We start from the raw sequence: 14,804 nt of genomic DNA, 5'->3' as shown, positions 1-14,804 counted from the left end.
CTGGTACCGACCCGGCCACCGCAAGGCGGCCGGGTTTTTTCGTGTCTGCGTCGGGGGCGGCCTTACGCCGCCTCGCTCTCCGCCCGGCGCGCGTGCTTCTTGCGCTCATGCGGGTCGAGGTAGCGCTTGCGCAGCCTGACGGCGGAGGGCGTCACCTCGACGAGTTCGTCGTCCTCGATATAGGCGATGGCCTGCTCGAGGCTCATGCGCCGCGGCGGGATCAGCAGCAGCGCCTCGTCCTTGCCGGCGGCGCGGATGTTGGTGAGCTTCTTCTCCTTGATGGGGTTCACATCAAGGTCGTTGTCGCGCGAATTCTCGCCCAGGATCAGGCCGACATAGACCTTGTCGCCCGGGTTCACGAAGAGCGTGCCGCGTTCCTGCAGGTAGAACAGCGCGTACTGGATCGCCTCGCCATCGGCGTTGCTGATCAGCGAGCCGTTGCGCCGGCCCTCGATCACGCCGGCCCAGGGCTGATAGCCCAGGAACAGCCGGTTCATCATGCCGGTGCCGCGCGTGTCGGTGAGAAATTCGCCGTGGTAGCCGATCAAGCCCCGCGAGGGGATGTGGAAGGTCAGGCGCACCTTGCCGCCGCCGGACGGCCGCATGTCCTGCATCATGCCCTTGCGGATCGACATCTTCTCGACGACCACGCCGGAATACTGCTCGTCCACGTCGATCAGGCATTCCTCGAAGGGTTCTTCCTTCTCGCCCGTCTCGGGGTTGTCGCGCGTGAGCACGCGCGGGCGGCCGATGGTCAGTTCGAAGCCCTCGCGGCGCATCTGCTCGATCAGCACGCCCAGCTGCAATTCGCCGCGGCCCGCCACTTCGAAAGCGTCGACTTCCTCGCTCACCTTCACCTTGATGGCGACGTTACCCTCGGTCTCCTTCATCAGGCGGTCGCGGATCTGGCGGGAGGTGACCTTCTTGCCCTCGCGGCCACCAAGCGGGCCGTCATTGATGCGGAAGGTCATCGCCAGCGTCGGCGGATCGACCGGCACGGCGGGCAGCGGCACGGTCACCTCGGGCGATGCGATGGTGTCGGGGATGGTCGCTTCCGACAGGCCGGCGATGGCGATGATGTCGCCCGCCTTCACTTCCTCGACCGGCACGCGATCCAGGCCCGAGAATGTCATCAGCTTGGTCAGCCGGCCGGATTCCACCACCGAACCATCCTGGCGCAGCACGCGCACCGGCATGTTCAGCCGGGCGACGCCCTGTTCGATGCGCCCGGTCAGGATGCGGCCGAGGAAGTTGTCGGATTCCAGGATCGACGCGTTCATCGCGAAGGGCGCGTCGACATCGACCGTCGGCGCCGGCACATGCGACAGGATCAGGTCGAACATGGCCGAGAGGTCCTTGCGCGGACCTTCCAGCTCCAGATCCGCCCAGCCCTGCCGGCCGGAGGCGAACAGCGTGTGGAAATCGAGCTGTTCGTCGGTCGCGCCCAGCGCGGCGAACAGGTCGAACACCTCGTCATGCACCTCGTGCGGGCGGGCGTCCTGGCGGTCCACCTTGTTGATGACCACGATCGGGCGCAAGCCGCGCGCCAGCGCCTTGGTCAGCACGAACTTGGTCTGCGGCAGCGGGCCCTCGGCCGCGTCGCACAGCACGATGGCGCCATCGACCATCGACAGGATGCGCTCCACCTCGCCGCCGAAATCGGCGTGGCCGGGCGTGTCCACGATGTTGATCTTCACGCCCTTCCATTCCACTGCGGTGGACTTGGCGAGGATGGTGATGCCGCGCTCGCGTTCGAGATCGTTGCGGTCCATCGCCCGCTCGGCCACCTGCTGGTTGGCGCGGAAGGCACCGGCCTGGCGCAGCAGCTGGTCCACCAGGGTGGTCTTGCCGTGGTCGACGTGCGCGATGATGGCGACGTTGCGGATAGTGGCGGCGCTCATGGCGCACCTCGTTCTGTCTGGCCAGCGCGGCCCCTGCGATGCAGGTCCGGCCACGCCTGGTTGTCGGCACGCCGCGCGGCAAGCCGCACCCCTGCCCCGATCGTGGGCGGGCGGCGCGGCGTGTTGCCTGGCGGGTGTTGCGGCGCACACATAGTGCGCCGTCACCGGAATGGCGAGGGAAAAAGCACCCTGCCACCCCGGCGCACGCAAAGCCGCGGCGCGCCGGGGGGCGGCGCGCCGCGGGATGTGGGCGACGAATGGCGGCACGCAGCCGGCGTACCGGTGGCCTACATGCCCTGCGCGCGCGCCATGCTGCCGGCCTCGGCGATGAGCGCCTGCGCGCTCGATGTATCGCGGCGCGCGATGGCCGCCCGCGCCTCGGCCATGCGGCCAATCGGCCCGACACGGTTCGGGATGGTCTCGGTGCCGGCGATCGTGGACCGTGTCAGAACCTGCGCCTCGGCGCGCTCGATCAATTCGTTGGCGAGCGCCGGGTTGTTCTGGCGGAGCGCCTGCCCGGCCTGCTGCAACAGCTGGTCGACGCTGTGCGTCGAGACGACATCGGCAACCGCGGCTGTGCGGTCACCACCATTCAGGGCGGAGTCGCCCGCTACGCCAGGGCCGGGCACCACCGGCGCCAGGACGATCGGCGCTGGCGCGACGGGCGTCAGGGGAACGCTGGCCCCCGGCGGCACCAACGGGGGCGATGCCCCGGGCTTCATCGTGCCGTCGCCTTGGCCCAGCGCCGGCGTGACCATCAGGCCGAGGCCGATCACCGCCCATCGGATCGAGTTGCCGTGCATGTGTTGCTCCTGTCAGCGGGACTGCAGACAGAACGCGGCAGGCAGGCAAACGGACGACCTTCAGGGGCGGCGCCGGGTTCACAAACCCGCGATATCCCCCCGCTCCCGCGACGCGGCGGTGCCGCGAACCGGTCGCGAGAGATGGCCGCCGACGCGCGTCAGCCCAGCGCGGCGGCGACGCCCTTCGGCCCGCCGGCGACCAGCGCCTTGAGGTCCGCCTGCGGACGGGCGCCGAAATGGCTGATCGCCTCCGCCGCCGCGACCGAGGCCCAGCGGCCGCATTCCGGCAGCGGGTGGCCGGCCGTCAGCGCGGCGAGGAACCCGGCCGCGTAGGCATCGCCCGCGCCGGTGGTGTCGACCACCTTGGTGGGTTCGGCCGCGATCGCGTGCGTGGCCTCGCCTGCCAGGACCACGCTGCCGTGTTCGGAGCGCGTCAGCGCCGCCAGGCCCACATCGGCGCGCGCCGCGGCGGCGGCTTGTTCGAACGATGTCGCGTGGTACAGCGCGCGGATCTCGGCCTCGTTCGCGAACAGGATGTCGGCTTCCTCGCGCACGAAGGCCAGGAAGGCGTCGCGGTGGCGCTCCACGCAGAAGGCGTCCGACAGGGTGATGGCCACCTTGCGGCCCGCGGCATGGGCGATGCGCGCCGCGGCACGGAAGGCCGCCTGCGCCGCCGGCGGGTCGAACAGGTAGCCTTCAAGGTAGGTCACCTGCGCGCCGGCGATCGCGGCGGCATCGAGATCCTGCTCGCCGAAAGTCACGCAGGCGCCGAGGAAGGTGTTCATGGTGCGCTGGCCATCCGGCGTGACCAGGATCAGGCAGCGCGCGGTGGGCGCGCCGCCGGTCAGCGGCGCGGTCGGGAAGTGCACGCCGGCGGCGGTGATGTCGTGGCGGAAGACCTGGCCCAGCGTGTCATCCGCCACTTTGCCGAGGTAGCCGACCTTCGCCCCCAGCGCGGCGGCGGCGGCGCAGGTATTGGCCGCGGACCCTCCGCTGCTCTCCATGCCCGGGCCCATGTCGGCGTAGATTGTCTCGGCCTGGTCGGTGCCGATCAGTGCCATGCCGCCCTTGGCCATGCCGTGGCGGGCCAGCATGGCGTCGTCGGCGCGGGCGAGGACGTCGACGATGGCGTTGCCGATGCCGAGGATGTCGAGGGTGGTCATGCAGGAGCGCCTTGCCGGGATGAGGTGTGCCGCATAGCGGCGGCACCGCCCGGCGGCAACTGGAGCGCATGGCATTCGCCAGCGCGCAGGCCATGCTCTCCGGCATTCCGGTCAGGCGAGCATCGTCCACCGCTCAGTCGAGCGGGCGATGCTCTAGCGCGGGAAGAACCGGTTCGTCGGCATCTCCAGGCCCAGATGCCCGCGCAGCGTCGTCGCAGTGTATTGCTTGCGGAACAGCCCGCGGCGCTGCAACTCCGGCACCACTTCGTCCACGAAGCCGTCGAAGGCGCCGGGGAACCAGGCGGGGAGGATGTTGAAGCCGTCCGCGGCACCCCCTTCGAACCATTCCTGCAGGGTGTCCGCTATGTCCGTCACGGTGCCGGCCATCACCCAGTGGCCGCGCGCGGCACCGGTCAGGTTGTGCATGTCGCGCCAGGTCATGCCCTCGCGCTTCGCCTTGGCCAGCATGGCGCGGGCGAAGCCGTGCGAGGTGTCGGGCAGCGGCAGGTCCGGCACCTTCTCGTCCAGCGGAAAGCCTGAGACATCGATGCCCAGGCGCCCCGACAGCAGCGACGCCGCGTTAGTCGAGGTCACGAAGGACTGCAGCTGGTCGAGCGTATCGCGCGCCTCCTGCCGCGTGCGGCCCAGGATGGGCATGACGCCGGGCAGCACCGCGATTTCGTTCGGTGCGCGCCCGTAGCGCGGCATGCGGTCCTTCAGCGAGGCATAGGCGGCCTTCGCCTCGTCCAGGTCCTGCACCACCGAGAACACCACATCCGCGGTGCGCGCCGCCAGGTTCAGCCCCGGTTCGGACGACCCCGCCTGCAGCACGATCGGCCGCCCCTGCGGGCAGCGGCCGATGTTGAGCGGACCCTTCACCTTGAAGAATTCGCCCTCGTGGTCGAGCGCGCGCATCTTCGCGCCGTCGATGTAGCGGCCGGTGTCGCGCTCGGCGACGATCGCGCCGTCGTCCCAGCAATCCCACAGCCCCATCACGACATCGATGAATTCCTCCGCAACGCGATACCGCGCGTCATGCGGCGGATGCTGGCGCCCGAAATTCGGCGCGGAGCGCGGGTTGGACGACGTCACGGCATTCCACGCGGACCGCCCGCCTGACAGGTGATCGAGCGAGGCATAGAAGCGCGCGACGTTGAACGGTTCCTCATAGGTGGTGGACATCGTCGCACCCAGCCCGAGATGCGTGGTGGTCGCAGCGAGTGCGGCCAGCATCGTGATCGGTTCGAAGCGCGCGGTGAAGGACGGGTGGTCGTTCACGCCGGCCGCCAACCCATCACCGAGGAACAGCAGGTCGAAGCAGCCGCGTTCCGCGATGCGCGCGATGTGCTGGATGACGGGTAGGGACTGGAAGGAATCATAGGCGCCGGGCATGCGCCATCCGGCGATGTGGTTGCCGGTGCCGAGCACGAAGACACCGAGATGCATCTGGCGTGCGGCCATGCGTGATCTCCTGGAATGCGCCGCAAGGTGACGCGGGGCGCGCGCGCCGACAAGCCGGCGCGCTACGCGATGCGCCCCTGGCACATCGATTGCAAACCCGGCAGGCTCGAACATCGTGGCCGTCGTGGCTGCGCCGAATCCTGGAGCCCCCATCATGCCCCGCCTTCGCCTGTCCCTTCTGGCCGCGGGCCTGCTTGTTGCCGCCGCGGGCGCCGAGGCGCAGACGCTGCGCATCGCCTTCAAGGCGTCGATGGACGGCACCGACCCGCACCAGACCTTCACGCCCAATCGCAACGCGCAGCTGCATGTGTGGGAAACGCTGGTGACACAGGATGCGACGCTGCGCCCGCGGCCGCTACTCGCGGAATCCTGGCGCGCGGTCGATCCTGTCACGTGGGAATTCAAGCTGCGGCGCGACGCGATTTTCCATGACGGGTCGCCCTTCACTTCCGCGGACGCGGCGTTCTCCATCCTGCGCGCGCGCGCCGCGACGGGGCCGCGCACTTATGCCGCCGCGGTGCGCAACGTGGCCGGCGTCGAGACACCCGATGCCCATACGCTGATCGTCCGCACCACCGTGCCCACGCCCCTGCAGCCGGACTTCCTGGCGGCGATCGCCATCCTCAACGCCCGCGCCGCAGAAGGCGCGGTGGATGCCGATTTCAATGGCGGGCGCGCGGCGATCGGCACCGGCCCGTACCGCTGGGGCCGCTGGACGCCGCAGCAGGACGTGACCTTCGAACGCAGCCCGAACTGGCGCGGCGCGCCCGAGCCCTGGGCGCGCGTGCAGATCCGCTTCGTGCCGAATGACAGTGCACGCGTCGCCGGCCTGCTGGCCGGCGATGTCGACGTGATCGACAACGTTCCCACCGGCCTGCATCAGCGCGTGCGCGAGAACGCCAACCTCCAGCTGGTGAACGGCTATTCGGTCTTCACCCACTATTTCTACCTGGATGCGATGAGCGCCCAGATCCCCAACGCCACCGGCGCCGACGGCCAGCCGCTGCCCAGCAACCCATTGCGCGACCTGCGCGTGCGCCGCGCCATCAACCACGCCATCAACCGCGTGGCCCTTGCGGACCGCGTGATGGAAGGCAGCGCCACCGCCACCGGGCAGATCGCCGCGCCGGGCCTGATCGGCCATGTGCCGAACCTGGCCCTGCCGGAATTCAACCCCGCCCGCGCCCGCGCCCTGCTGGCCGAGGCCGGTTACCCCAACGGCTTCACCCTGACCGTGCATTGCACGCAGGACCGTTTTGCCGGCGATGCGCGCACCTGCCAGGCGATCGGGCAGATGCTCACCGCCGTGGGCATCCGCACGGTGGTCGAAGCACTGCCCATGCCGATCTACCTGCGCCGCAGCGCGACTCTCACGCCGGGCGGCGCACCGGAACTCTCCGCGCATCTCGCGATGTTCGGCTCGTCGTCCGGCATCGCGTCGGAGGGCCTCACCGCTTTGCTGCGCACGCCGAACGCCGCGCGCGCGCATGGCGGGTGGAACCGCACGCGCTTCTCGAACGCGGAATTCGACGCCATGCTCGACCGCGTGGACAGCGAATTCGACCCCGAGACGCGCGAACGCCTGACCCAGGAAGCCATCCGCTGGGTCGCCGACAACGTGCCGCTCGCGCCCGTCTTTCATGTCGGCGCGTCCTGGGGTGCCAAGCGCGGCCTGGTCATGACGCCGCGTGCCGACCAGTACACCATGGCCACGGAGATCCGGCCCGCACCATGACGAAGCAACTTCACCTCGGCGCCTTCTTCTTCACGCCGGGCAGTCATTCTGCCGGCTGGCGCCATCCCCTCGCCGTTGCCGAAGCCGACATGTCCTTCGCACACTACGTGCAGATGGCGCAGACCGCCGAGCGCGGCTGCCTCGACTGCGTGTTCTTCCAGGACACCGCCGCGGTGAACGGCAGCGCGGGGCTGGACGGCGCATCGCCATGGCGGCCCGGCATGGGGCGCCAGGTGTTTCCGGAGCCGGCCACGCTGATCGCCGCACTTGCGCCGGTCACGAAGCACATCGGGTTGGTCGCGACCGCCACCACCACCTACAACGACCCCTACACCATCGCGCGGCGCTTCGGGTCGGTGGACCACATCTCCGGCGGGCGCGCGGGCTGGAACCTGGTGACCTCGCAGATCGAGGACGAGGCCGGCAACTACGGCTTCGACCGCCACCCCGACCACGCCAACCGCTACGAACGCGCCGAGGAATTCTTCGACGTCTGCGCCGGGCTGTGGGATTCCTTCGAGGACGGCGCCTTCATCCGCGACAAGGCCTCGGGCCGCTACCTCGACCCGTCCAAGGGCCATATCCTCAACCACCAGGGCGAGTTCTTCCGGGTGCGCGGGCCGCTGAACCTGCCCCGCACGCCGCAGGGCCGCCCCGTCATCGCCCAGGCCGGGTCATCCGACGACGGCCGCAAGCTGGCGTCGCGCGTCGCGGACATGATCTTCACCGCGCAATCCGTCCTGTCCGAAGGCCAGGCCTTCTACAAGGACATCCGCGCCCGCGCCGCCGCCCACGGCCGCGACCCCGACCACGTCCGCGTCATGCCCGGCTTCATGACCATCCTGGGCGAAACGCAGCAGGAAGCCGACGACATCGCCGGCGCGCTCGCCGACATGATGGACGAAGCCAACGCCATGCGCCTGCTCGCGCGGCTGTGCGGCGACCTCGACATCCACAGCTACCCGATCGACGGCCCGCTGCCCGACCTGCCACCGTCCAACGCCGCCCGCGCCCGCCAGGAGCACCTCGTCGCGAAAGCCCGCGCCGAGAACCTCACCATCCGCCAGGTCGCGCGCTACCTCGGCACCGCACTCGGCCACCAGCTCATCATCGGCACACCCAAGCGCGTCGCCGACACCATGCAGGAATGGTTCGAAGCAGGTGCCTGCGACGGCTTCACCCTGCTGTTCCCCTTCTACACCAAGCCCCTCGACGACTTCGTGCGCCTGGTGGTGCCGGAACTCCAACATCGCGGCCTGTTCCGCACGCGCTACCCCGGCCCGACCCTGCGCGACAGTCTTGGAATCCCGGTTCCCGGGAACAGGTTTGCCGGGGGGTAAGGGCGCGGCGGGGGGCCAGCCCCCCGGACCCCCCCCCGCTGGGAGGCAACCGCCTCCCAGACCCTGGGGTCAAAGGGCCGGTTGGGAGGAGGGGCTCGTCGGTGCCACCGACGCGTCGGGAGCACGCTGCCCCTCCTCCCAACCGGCCCTTCGGTCACGCGGGTCCGGGGGCACGTATGCCCCCGGCGGGAGGGTTCGGGAGGGCAGAGCCCTCCCGGCGGCGCCCCTCACCCCCCCGGCCACCAAACCCGGAACGTGGTTCCCGAGCCTTCCTCGCTGTCGATGCCCATCGTGCCGCGGTGCCGGTTCACGATGTGTTTGACGATGGCAAGGCCGAGGCCGGTGCCGCCGGCGTTGCGGGACCGGCCTTTGTCCACGCGGTAGAAGCGTTCGGTCAGGCGTGGGATGTGGTCGCGGGGGATGCCGGCGCCATCGTCGGTCACGCTCAGCACCATGCCGCGGCGGCCGTCCGGTGCGGGGCCGGGTGCAACGGCGAGGCGTATGGTGCCGCGGTCGCGCCCGTGGCGAATGGCGTTGTCGAGCAGGTTGCGGATGACCTGCGCGACCTGGTCGGCGTCGGCCGGTTCGGCGGTGCCTTCGGCCAGGTTCAGCACCAGCTTCGCCTTGCGGGCTGCCAGGATGGGCGCCATCGCGTCGGCTTCCGCACGCGCGATTGCCGCCACGTCGGCGCGGCCCGATGGTGCCTGGTGTTCCGTCAGTTCGATGCGCGACAGGCCGAGCAGGTCGTCGATCAGCCGGCGCATGCGGTCGGATTGCTCGGCCATGATCTGCAGGAAGCGCTGCTGTGCCGCGGGGTCGTCCGCGGCGGGGCCGCGCAGCGTCTCGATAAAGCCGATCAGGCTGGCGAGCGGCGTGCGTAATTCGTGACTGGCATTGGCCACGAAATCGGCGCGCATGCGTTCCACCGCGCGTTCGCGCGTGCGGTCGGACAGCAGGACAATCACGCGCCCGCCATCGGCCAGCGGCGGGTCCATCGGGATCACCTGCACCGCCACGTCGCGCATCACCGGCACGGGCAGCACCAGGTCGGCCACCGCGGGTTCGCCGCTTGCCATCGCCTGGTCCAGCGCCTCGGCCAGAGCGGGGTGGCGCAGCAGCGCGGCGGCGTCGGGTGGTGCAGTGGTCGCGTTGCGCGAATCCGTGCCCTGCCGGCCGCCCAGCATCTCGCGCGCCGCGCGGTTGGCACGCAGCGCGGTGCGGTCGGCCGAGAGCACCAGCAGCGGGTCGGGTAGCGCTTCCAGGATGGCGGCGTCGGCGCGGCGCAGGCTTTCCACCAGGGCGCCGCGCTCCGCGAGGTTGCGCGCCAGGCGCGTCACGCCATCCGCCACGTCCTGCACCGAGGGCAGCAGCGGTGCCACCGTCAGGTCCGGCACGCCGTCGCCGTTCGATGCGGCGCGGATCTGCCGCGCCAGCCGCCCGAGATTGCCCAGCCAGATGCGCGCAACGGCCGCGCTGCCCGCCAGCGTGACCAACAGCGCCGCGCTGCCGGGCCGAGGCGCCAGCGCGCCGGTCGCCATCAGCAGCAGCAGCGCGGTGCTGGGAGCTCCGGCGACGACCAGCGTCGCGCGGATCCAGGCCCCCGCGCGCGGCGCTTCACCGAACATGGCGCGCGGCGTACCGGCGCGTCAGGACCCTGCCGCGCCGGGCGCCGGCGCACGTTCGACCATGCGCGGTTCGCCGCTGGGTTCCACCGCGAACAGTGCCAGGCCGCGCTGCACCAGGCCTTCGGGCTGCAGGCGCACGGGGCCGTCGACTCCATCGAAGACCTCGCCCGTATTGGGACCGGACTGGCCGCGTGGGGTCAGCACCACGCGCGCGGCGACGCCCGCGGCGTCGTAGGCGATGCCCGCCAGGCGCGGCGGGCGTTCGCCGAAAGCGCCTTCGAAGCGCGCATCGAAGCTGGCGCGCGACCGCGGGTCGGGGGCGGCGAAGATCGCGCCGTGCAGCGCGGGTTCCTGCCCCAGCGTCGCATCCTGCGCCCAGAGCGCATGGCCCAGGATGCGGGGCGCCGGCGCGTTCAGCCCGGCCGCGCCGAGCCCCGCCGCGACGCCGCGCGCTGCGGCACCCGTGCTGCCGATCAGCACCGCATCGACGCCGCCGCCGCTGCGCTGCGCGACATCCTGCGCCACGGCGCCACCGCTGGCGCGCGCCGAGTGCAGCACGATGGTGGGGTCCGGCAGGCCCCATTCGGCGGCCACGGACCGCATGGCGGTGGCCAGGGCGCGGCCGAAGCCATCATCCGGCGCGGCCAGGGCGAAGCGCTGCGCGCCGGACGACATCGCCGCGCCCATCGCGCGGCGCACCTGCTGCGCCGGTGTCACGCCCAGCGTCCAGACGCCGGGGCCGGACTGCGCGGCATCGTTCGTGAAGGCGATGATCGGGATGCGCCCCGCGCGCGCGGGGGCCGAGGCGGCGGAGGTCTCGGCCGCGGTCAGCGGGCCCACGATGATGCGCGCGCCGGCGCCCACGGCCTGGCGCGCCGCGGCCGCGGCACCCGACGCGGTGCTGCCGGTGTCCATCGGCACGAAGTCCACGCTGCGCCCGCCGCGTTCGAACAGCGCCAGCTCCGCTGCCTGCTCCATGGCGCGGCCGAGCGAGGCCTGCGGCCCGGACAGCGGCAGCAGCAACGCGATGCGGTCGCGCGGCGTCTCCTGCAGCGGTTGGCGCGACGAGATCGGCCCCGCCCCTTGCGGGCCGCAGGCCGCGAGGCCCACAAGGGCCAGCACGGCAAGCGCGGAGAAGCGGCGTGGGAGGCGATGCGGCAGAAGGGACACGGTTATCGGATCCTCCCGGTGGTCCGGCGGCGCGGCCGGGCCTTGTGCTTGTAGCGACGCCGATCGGCAACCTCGGCGACCTCGCGCCCCGTGCCCTGGCAGCCTTGCGGGACGCCGACGCCGTGCTGTGCGAGGACAGCAGGGTGACAGGCGGCCTGCTTGCGCGCCAGGGCGTTACGGCGACCATGATCCCCTTGCACGATCACAACGAGGCCGCGCAAGCCCCCCGCCTGGTCGACCGCATGGTGGCGGGCGAGCATTTCGCACTGGTCAGCGACGCCGGCACCCCGCTGGTGAGCGACCCTGGCTACCGCCTGGTGCGCGCGGCGATCGATGCGGGCGTTCAGGTCTCCGCCATCCCGGGGCCGAATGCGGCGGTGATGGCGCTGTCGCTGTCGGGCCTGCCGCCGCACCCCTTCCTGTTCCTTGGCTTCCTGCCGGCCAGGGCCGGGCCACGCGCGACGGAGGTGGCACGCTTGCGCCAGCTGGAACGCGCGGGGCTGGCGGCGACGGTGGTGTTCTACGAGGCGCCGCATCGCCTGGCCGAGGCCCTGGCCGCGCTGGCCGAGGGCCTGAGTGCGTCGCGCCCCGCCGCAGTGGCACGCGAACTGACGAAGCGCTTCGAGGAGGTGCGGCGCGGCACGCTTGGCGAGCTGGCCGGGCACTACGCGACCGCCGAGGCGCGCGGCGAGATCTGCATCGTGGTCGGCCCCGCGCCGATCGAGGAAGCCGGCGCGGACGAACTGGATGCCGCGCTGCGCGCCGCTTTCGCCGCCGGGTTGTCGCTGCGCGACGCGGCCGCCAGCGTGGCCGAGGCGACCGGGCTGAAGCGACGCGACGTGTATCGCCGCGCACTGGAACTGGGCGAGGGCTGAGCGACCGCCGCCGCCTGCGCCCTTTACGCATCCTGCGCTGTCGGGCGGTGCTGCGGCGCGGCGCCGTCCGTGAAATGCTTCACACCGACGTCTGGCCTCCGACCCGCGCAGACCAGCCTTTTGCGGGGCGTTGCAGCCGCGCGCGCCGGCGCACCGCAACGCCGCCAGGTCCTTGTTTTCACGCGCATTCTGACCCGATCGAATGATCCCGCCCGCCCGGGATCCGCCGCGCCCGGGAGCCTGCGCGGCACCGCCACTGCAGGGCGCGGCGACGCGGAAGAAACGTTCCGCGGCCCGCGTTGTCCCCGCAGCCGCCGTCGGAATGCCCCGGCGCGGCGCCACAAACGGGAGACACCACCATGCCCACCATCTTCGGCACCGAGGACAATGACCGTCTGTTCGGCACCAGCCTGGCCGACCGCATCCTCGGCCGGTCCGGCAATGACGAGATCTTCGGCAATGACGGCGCCGACATCCTGTCCGGCGAGGCCGGCAACGACGAGCTGTTCGGCGGATCCGGCAACGACACGCTGCTCGGCGGCGGCGAGGACGACACCATGTATGGCGGCCTCGGCAACGACAGTCTGAACGGCGGCGACGGCAACGACGTGGCCTTCGGCGAGGACGGCGCCGACCGCCTGACCGACGACATCGGCAACGACACGCTTGATGGCGGCGCGGGCAACGACATCCTGCGCTCCGGGCGCGACAACGACCTGCTGCTGGGCGGCGCGGGCGCCGACCAGATGTTCGCCGGCGCCGACAACGACACGCTCGACGGCGGCGTGGGCAACGACCGCATGTTCGGCGAACATGGCGACGACGTGCTGAAGGGCGGCGCCGGCAACGACCTGATGGACGGCGGCGCCGAGCACGACACGCTCGACGGTGGTGCCGGCGCCGACACGATGCTGGGCGGCGAAGGCTCCGACCTGTTCCTGGCCGGGGCGGGCAACGACCTCATGACTGGCGGGGAAGGCGACGACACCTTCCGATTCGAAGGCCGCACCTTCGCCGATGTGATCACCGACTTCTCGGTCACCAACGACAAGATCCAGATCGCCGTGCAAGGCGTGGACGACTTCGACGACCTGCGCTTCAGCCAGACTGCCGACGGCGACGCCATCATCGCCTGGGGCAGCCCCACCACCGGCGGATCGGTGACGCTGCTCGACGTCGCGGTGGCATCGCTGTCGACCGACGACTTCTCCTTCGGCTGACCACGACCGACCGGACCAGCGACGCCGGGCCGCCGCGAGGCGGCCCGGCATTGCGCGTAGGGCGCGAGGCGGGGGGCCAGCCCCCCGGACCCCCCGCTGGGAGGCAACCGCCTCCCAGACCCTGGGTCAAAGGGCTGGTTGGCAGGAGGGGCATGGCGCGCCCGTCGCGTCAGTGCCGCCGTCGAGCCCCTCCTCCCAACCAGCCCTTCACTCACCGCGGGTCCGGGGGCACGTATGCCCCCGGCGGGAGGGTCCGGGAGGGCAGAGCCCTCCCGCCACGCCCTCACCGCGAACGCCAGCCGCGGCGCTGTGCCTCCGCCTCGGCCGTGGCGTCCAGGGCCGGCCCCGCGCCCAGGCGCTCGAGCACTTCGGCGATCACCGGGTCGTCGCCGCTGGCCGGCTGGAAGCTGCCGGCGGTGGTGTTGCGTGCCACGGCGACGCGCAGGCGCCAGCCGTCGGGCTCGCGGCAGGCCAGGCCTTGCACGGTGCCCGTGCCGTCCGGCAGGGCGAATCGGCGGCAATAGGCGCCGCCTTCGACCAGGTGCGTGCCGGCGATCGTCACGCCGGTGTCTGTGCGGCCGTGGTCGAGCGCGGCGCTGACGCTTGGGGGCAGCAGGCCGGGCGTGGCGCCGTCGTTCTTCAGCCAGGTGCCGAGGAAGGCGCCGACCACAAGGCTCGCGGCCGCGGAGAAGGCGGCGATGCGCCAGCTGCTGCGGTTGTCGTTGGCGGGGCGCGCCGCCGGTGCCGAGGCGGCCGCCAGCAGCCGGGCCGGTGGCGGTTCCGCCAGCACGTCGTGGAAGGCGCTGGCGGCGATGTGCCGGCCGTCCGCCAGCAGCGCGACGCGTTCGGCCAGGGCCGGGTCGGCGTCGATGGCGGCGGCGATGCGCTCGATCTCGGCCTCGGGCAGGGTGCCGTCGGCGAAGGCCATCAGGGTCTCGTCCGGGATGCTCATGGCTTGGGGTCCCCCGGGGCGCCCATCGAGCGGGCCAGCGCGATCCGTCCCCGCGCCGCGCGGCTCATCACCGTGCCCGGCGGGACGCCCAGCACCGCCGCCGCTTCCGCGTAGCTCAGATCCTCGATACATGTCAGCACCAACGCCTCACGCTGCTCCTGGGGCAAACGCAGCAGGGCGCGTTCGGCATCCCGCAATTCGAGCAGGTTCATGGCAATGCCTGTCCCGTCGGCGCCGGGGATGGATTCGGCGTCGTCCAGCGTTTCATGGATGCCGCCGCGCGCCGCGCGGCGCCGGTGGCCATCCAGCCAGAGGTTGCGAAGAATGCGGAACATCCAGGAATCGAACCGCGTGCCCGGCGTGAAGCCGTCCTGGCTGCGCAGCGCGCGTTCGCAGGCTTCCTGCACCAGGTCGTCGGCGCGGTCGGGGTTGCCGGCCAGGGCCCGCGCGAAGCGCCGCAGCCGCGGCAGCAGCGCGACAAGGTCGGCTTGGAAGGTCGACACGCGATGGCTGCTCCCGACGCAGGGGTTTGTTGCGCCCTTGTCGCGCGCACATACCG

12 protein-coding genes are annotated in these 14,804 nt (G+C 71.6%); 4 read left to right on the top strand and 8 right to left on the bottom strand.

Features of this window, described 5'->3' with window-relative positions:
• Positions 1–62 precede the first annotated feature (62 nt).
• From typA to MWM08_RS24715, 4 genes are all read right to left on the bottom strand, one after another.
• Positions 63–1,901, bottom strand: a complete 1,839-nt coding sequence (gene typA, locus MWM08_RS24730) for a translational GTPase TypA (protein ID WP_244457121.1) — start codon at positions 1,899–1,901, stop codon at positions 63–65.
• A 287-nt stretch (positions 1,902–2,188) separates the two neighbouring features.
• Positions 2,189–2,704, bottom strand: a complete 516-nt coding sequence (locus tag MWM08_RS24725) for a hypothetical protein (RefSeq protein WP_244457120.1) — start codon at positions 2,702–2,704, stop codon at positions 2,189–2,191.
• A 158-nt stretch (positions 2,705–2,862) separates the two neighbouring features.
• Complete coding sequence (locus tag MWM08_RS24720; RefSeq protein ID WP_244457119.1) at positions 2,863–3,867, bottom strand: adenosine kinase; 1,005 nt, start codon at positions 3,865–3,867, stop codon at positions 2,863–2,865.
• 153 nt (positions 3,868–4,020) lie between these two features.
• Positions 4,021–5,328, bottom strand: coding sequence for an LLM class flavin-dependent oxidoreductase (locus MWM08_RS24715; protein WP_244457118.1), 1,308 nt, complete (start codon positions 5,326–5,328; stop codon positions 4,021–4,023).
• A gap of 154 nt (positions 5,329–5,482) precedes the next feature.
• On the opposite strand from MWM08_RS24715, the gene MWM08_RS24710 reads away from it, so the two are divergent.
• Positions 5,483–7,063, top strand: a complete 1,581-nt coding sequence (locus tag MWM08_RS24710) for an ABC transporter substrate-binding protein (RefSeq protein WP_244457117.1) — start codon at positions 5,483–5,485, stop codon at positions 7,061–7,063.
• The gene (locus MWM08_RS24705) at positions 7,060–8,403 is read left to right on the top strand and encodes an LLM class flavin-dependent oxidoreductase (protein WP_244457116.1); all 1,344 of its coding nucleotides are present in this window, start codon (positions 7,060–7,062) and stop codon (positions 8,401–8,403) included. Before MWM08_RS24710 ends, MWM08_RS24705 begins: the two co-directional genes overlap by 4 nt.
• 227 nt (positions 8,404–8,630) lie before the next feature.
• On the opposite strand, the gene MWM08_RS24700 is transcribed toward MWM08_RS24705, so the two are convergent.
• Together MWM08_RS24700 and MWM08_RS24695 are read right to left on the bottom strand one after the other, a co-directional pair.
• Positions 8,631–10,028 (bottom strand): ATP-binding protein, encoded by a 1,398-nt coding sequence (locus tag MWM08_RS24700; RefSeq protein ID WP_244457115.1) that lies wholly within the window; start codon positions 10,026–10,028, stop codon positions 8,631–8,633.
• Positions 10,029–10,049: 21 nt separating this feature from the next.
• Positions 10,050–11,198 (bottom strand): penicillin-binding protein activator, encoded by a 1,149-nt coding sequence (locus tag MWM08_RS24695; protein WP_244457114.1) that lies wholly within the window; start codon positions 11,196–11,198, stop codon positions 10,050–10,052.
• Between MWM08_RS24695 and rsmI the strand changes: the two genes are divergently transcribed.
• Complete coding sequence (gene rsmI / locus MWM08_RS24690; RefSeq protein WP_423815998.1) at positions 11,171–12,073, top strand: 16S rRNA (cytidine(1402)-2'-O)-methyltransferase; 903 nt, start codon at positions 11,171–11,173, stop codon at positions 12,071–12,073. The two genes, MWM08_RS24695 and rsmI, sit on opposite strands and share 28 nt — an antisense overlap.
• A gap of 359 nt (positions 12,074–12,432) precedes the next feature.
• Complete coding sequence (locus MWM08_RS24685) at positions 12,433–13,293, top strand: calcium-binding protein (RefSeq protein ID WP_244457112.1); 861 nt, start codon at positions 12,433–12,435, stop codon at positions 13,291–13,293.
• A gap of 283 nt (positions 13,294–13,576) precedes the next feature.
• On the opposite strand, the gene MWM08_RS24680 is transcribed toward MWM08_RS24685, so the two are convergent.
• Positions 13,577–14,245 carry a hypothetical protein gene (locus tag MWM08_RS24680; RefSeq protein WP_244457111.1) on the bottom strand — a complete coding sequence of 223 codons (669 nt, stop codon included), beginning with the start codon at positions 14,243–14,245 and terminating at the stop codon, positions 13,577–13,579.
• Positions 14,242–14,748, bottom strand: a complete 507-nt coding sequence (locus tag MWM08_RS24675; RefSeq protein WP_244457110.1) for an RNA polymerase sigma factor — start codon at positions 14,746–14,748, stop codon at positions 14,242–14,244. The genes MWM08_RS24680 and MWM08_RS24675 overlap by 4 nt, the downstream gene beginning before the upstream one ends.
• Positions 14,749–14,804 lie beyond the last annotated feature (56 nt).

This window comes from Roseomonas fluvialis, from assembly GCF_022846615.1.
GTDB classification, from domain to species: Bacteria; Pseudomonadota; Alphaproteobacteria; order Acetobacterales; family Acetobacteraceae; genus Neoroseomonas; species Neoroseomonas fluvialis.
The sequence above is the reverse complement of the archived record's forward strand: the minus strand, read 5'-3'. Positions and strand labels throughout refer to the sequence as shown.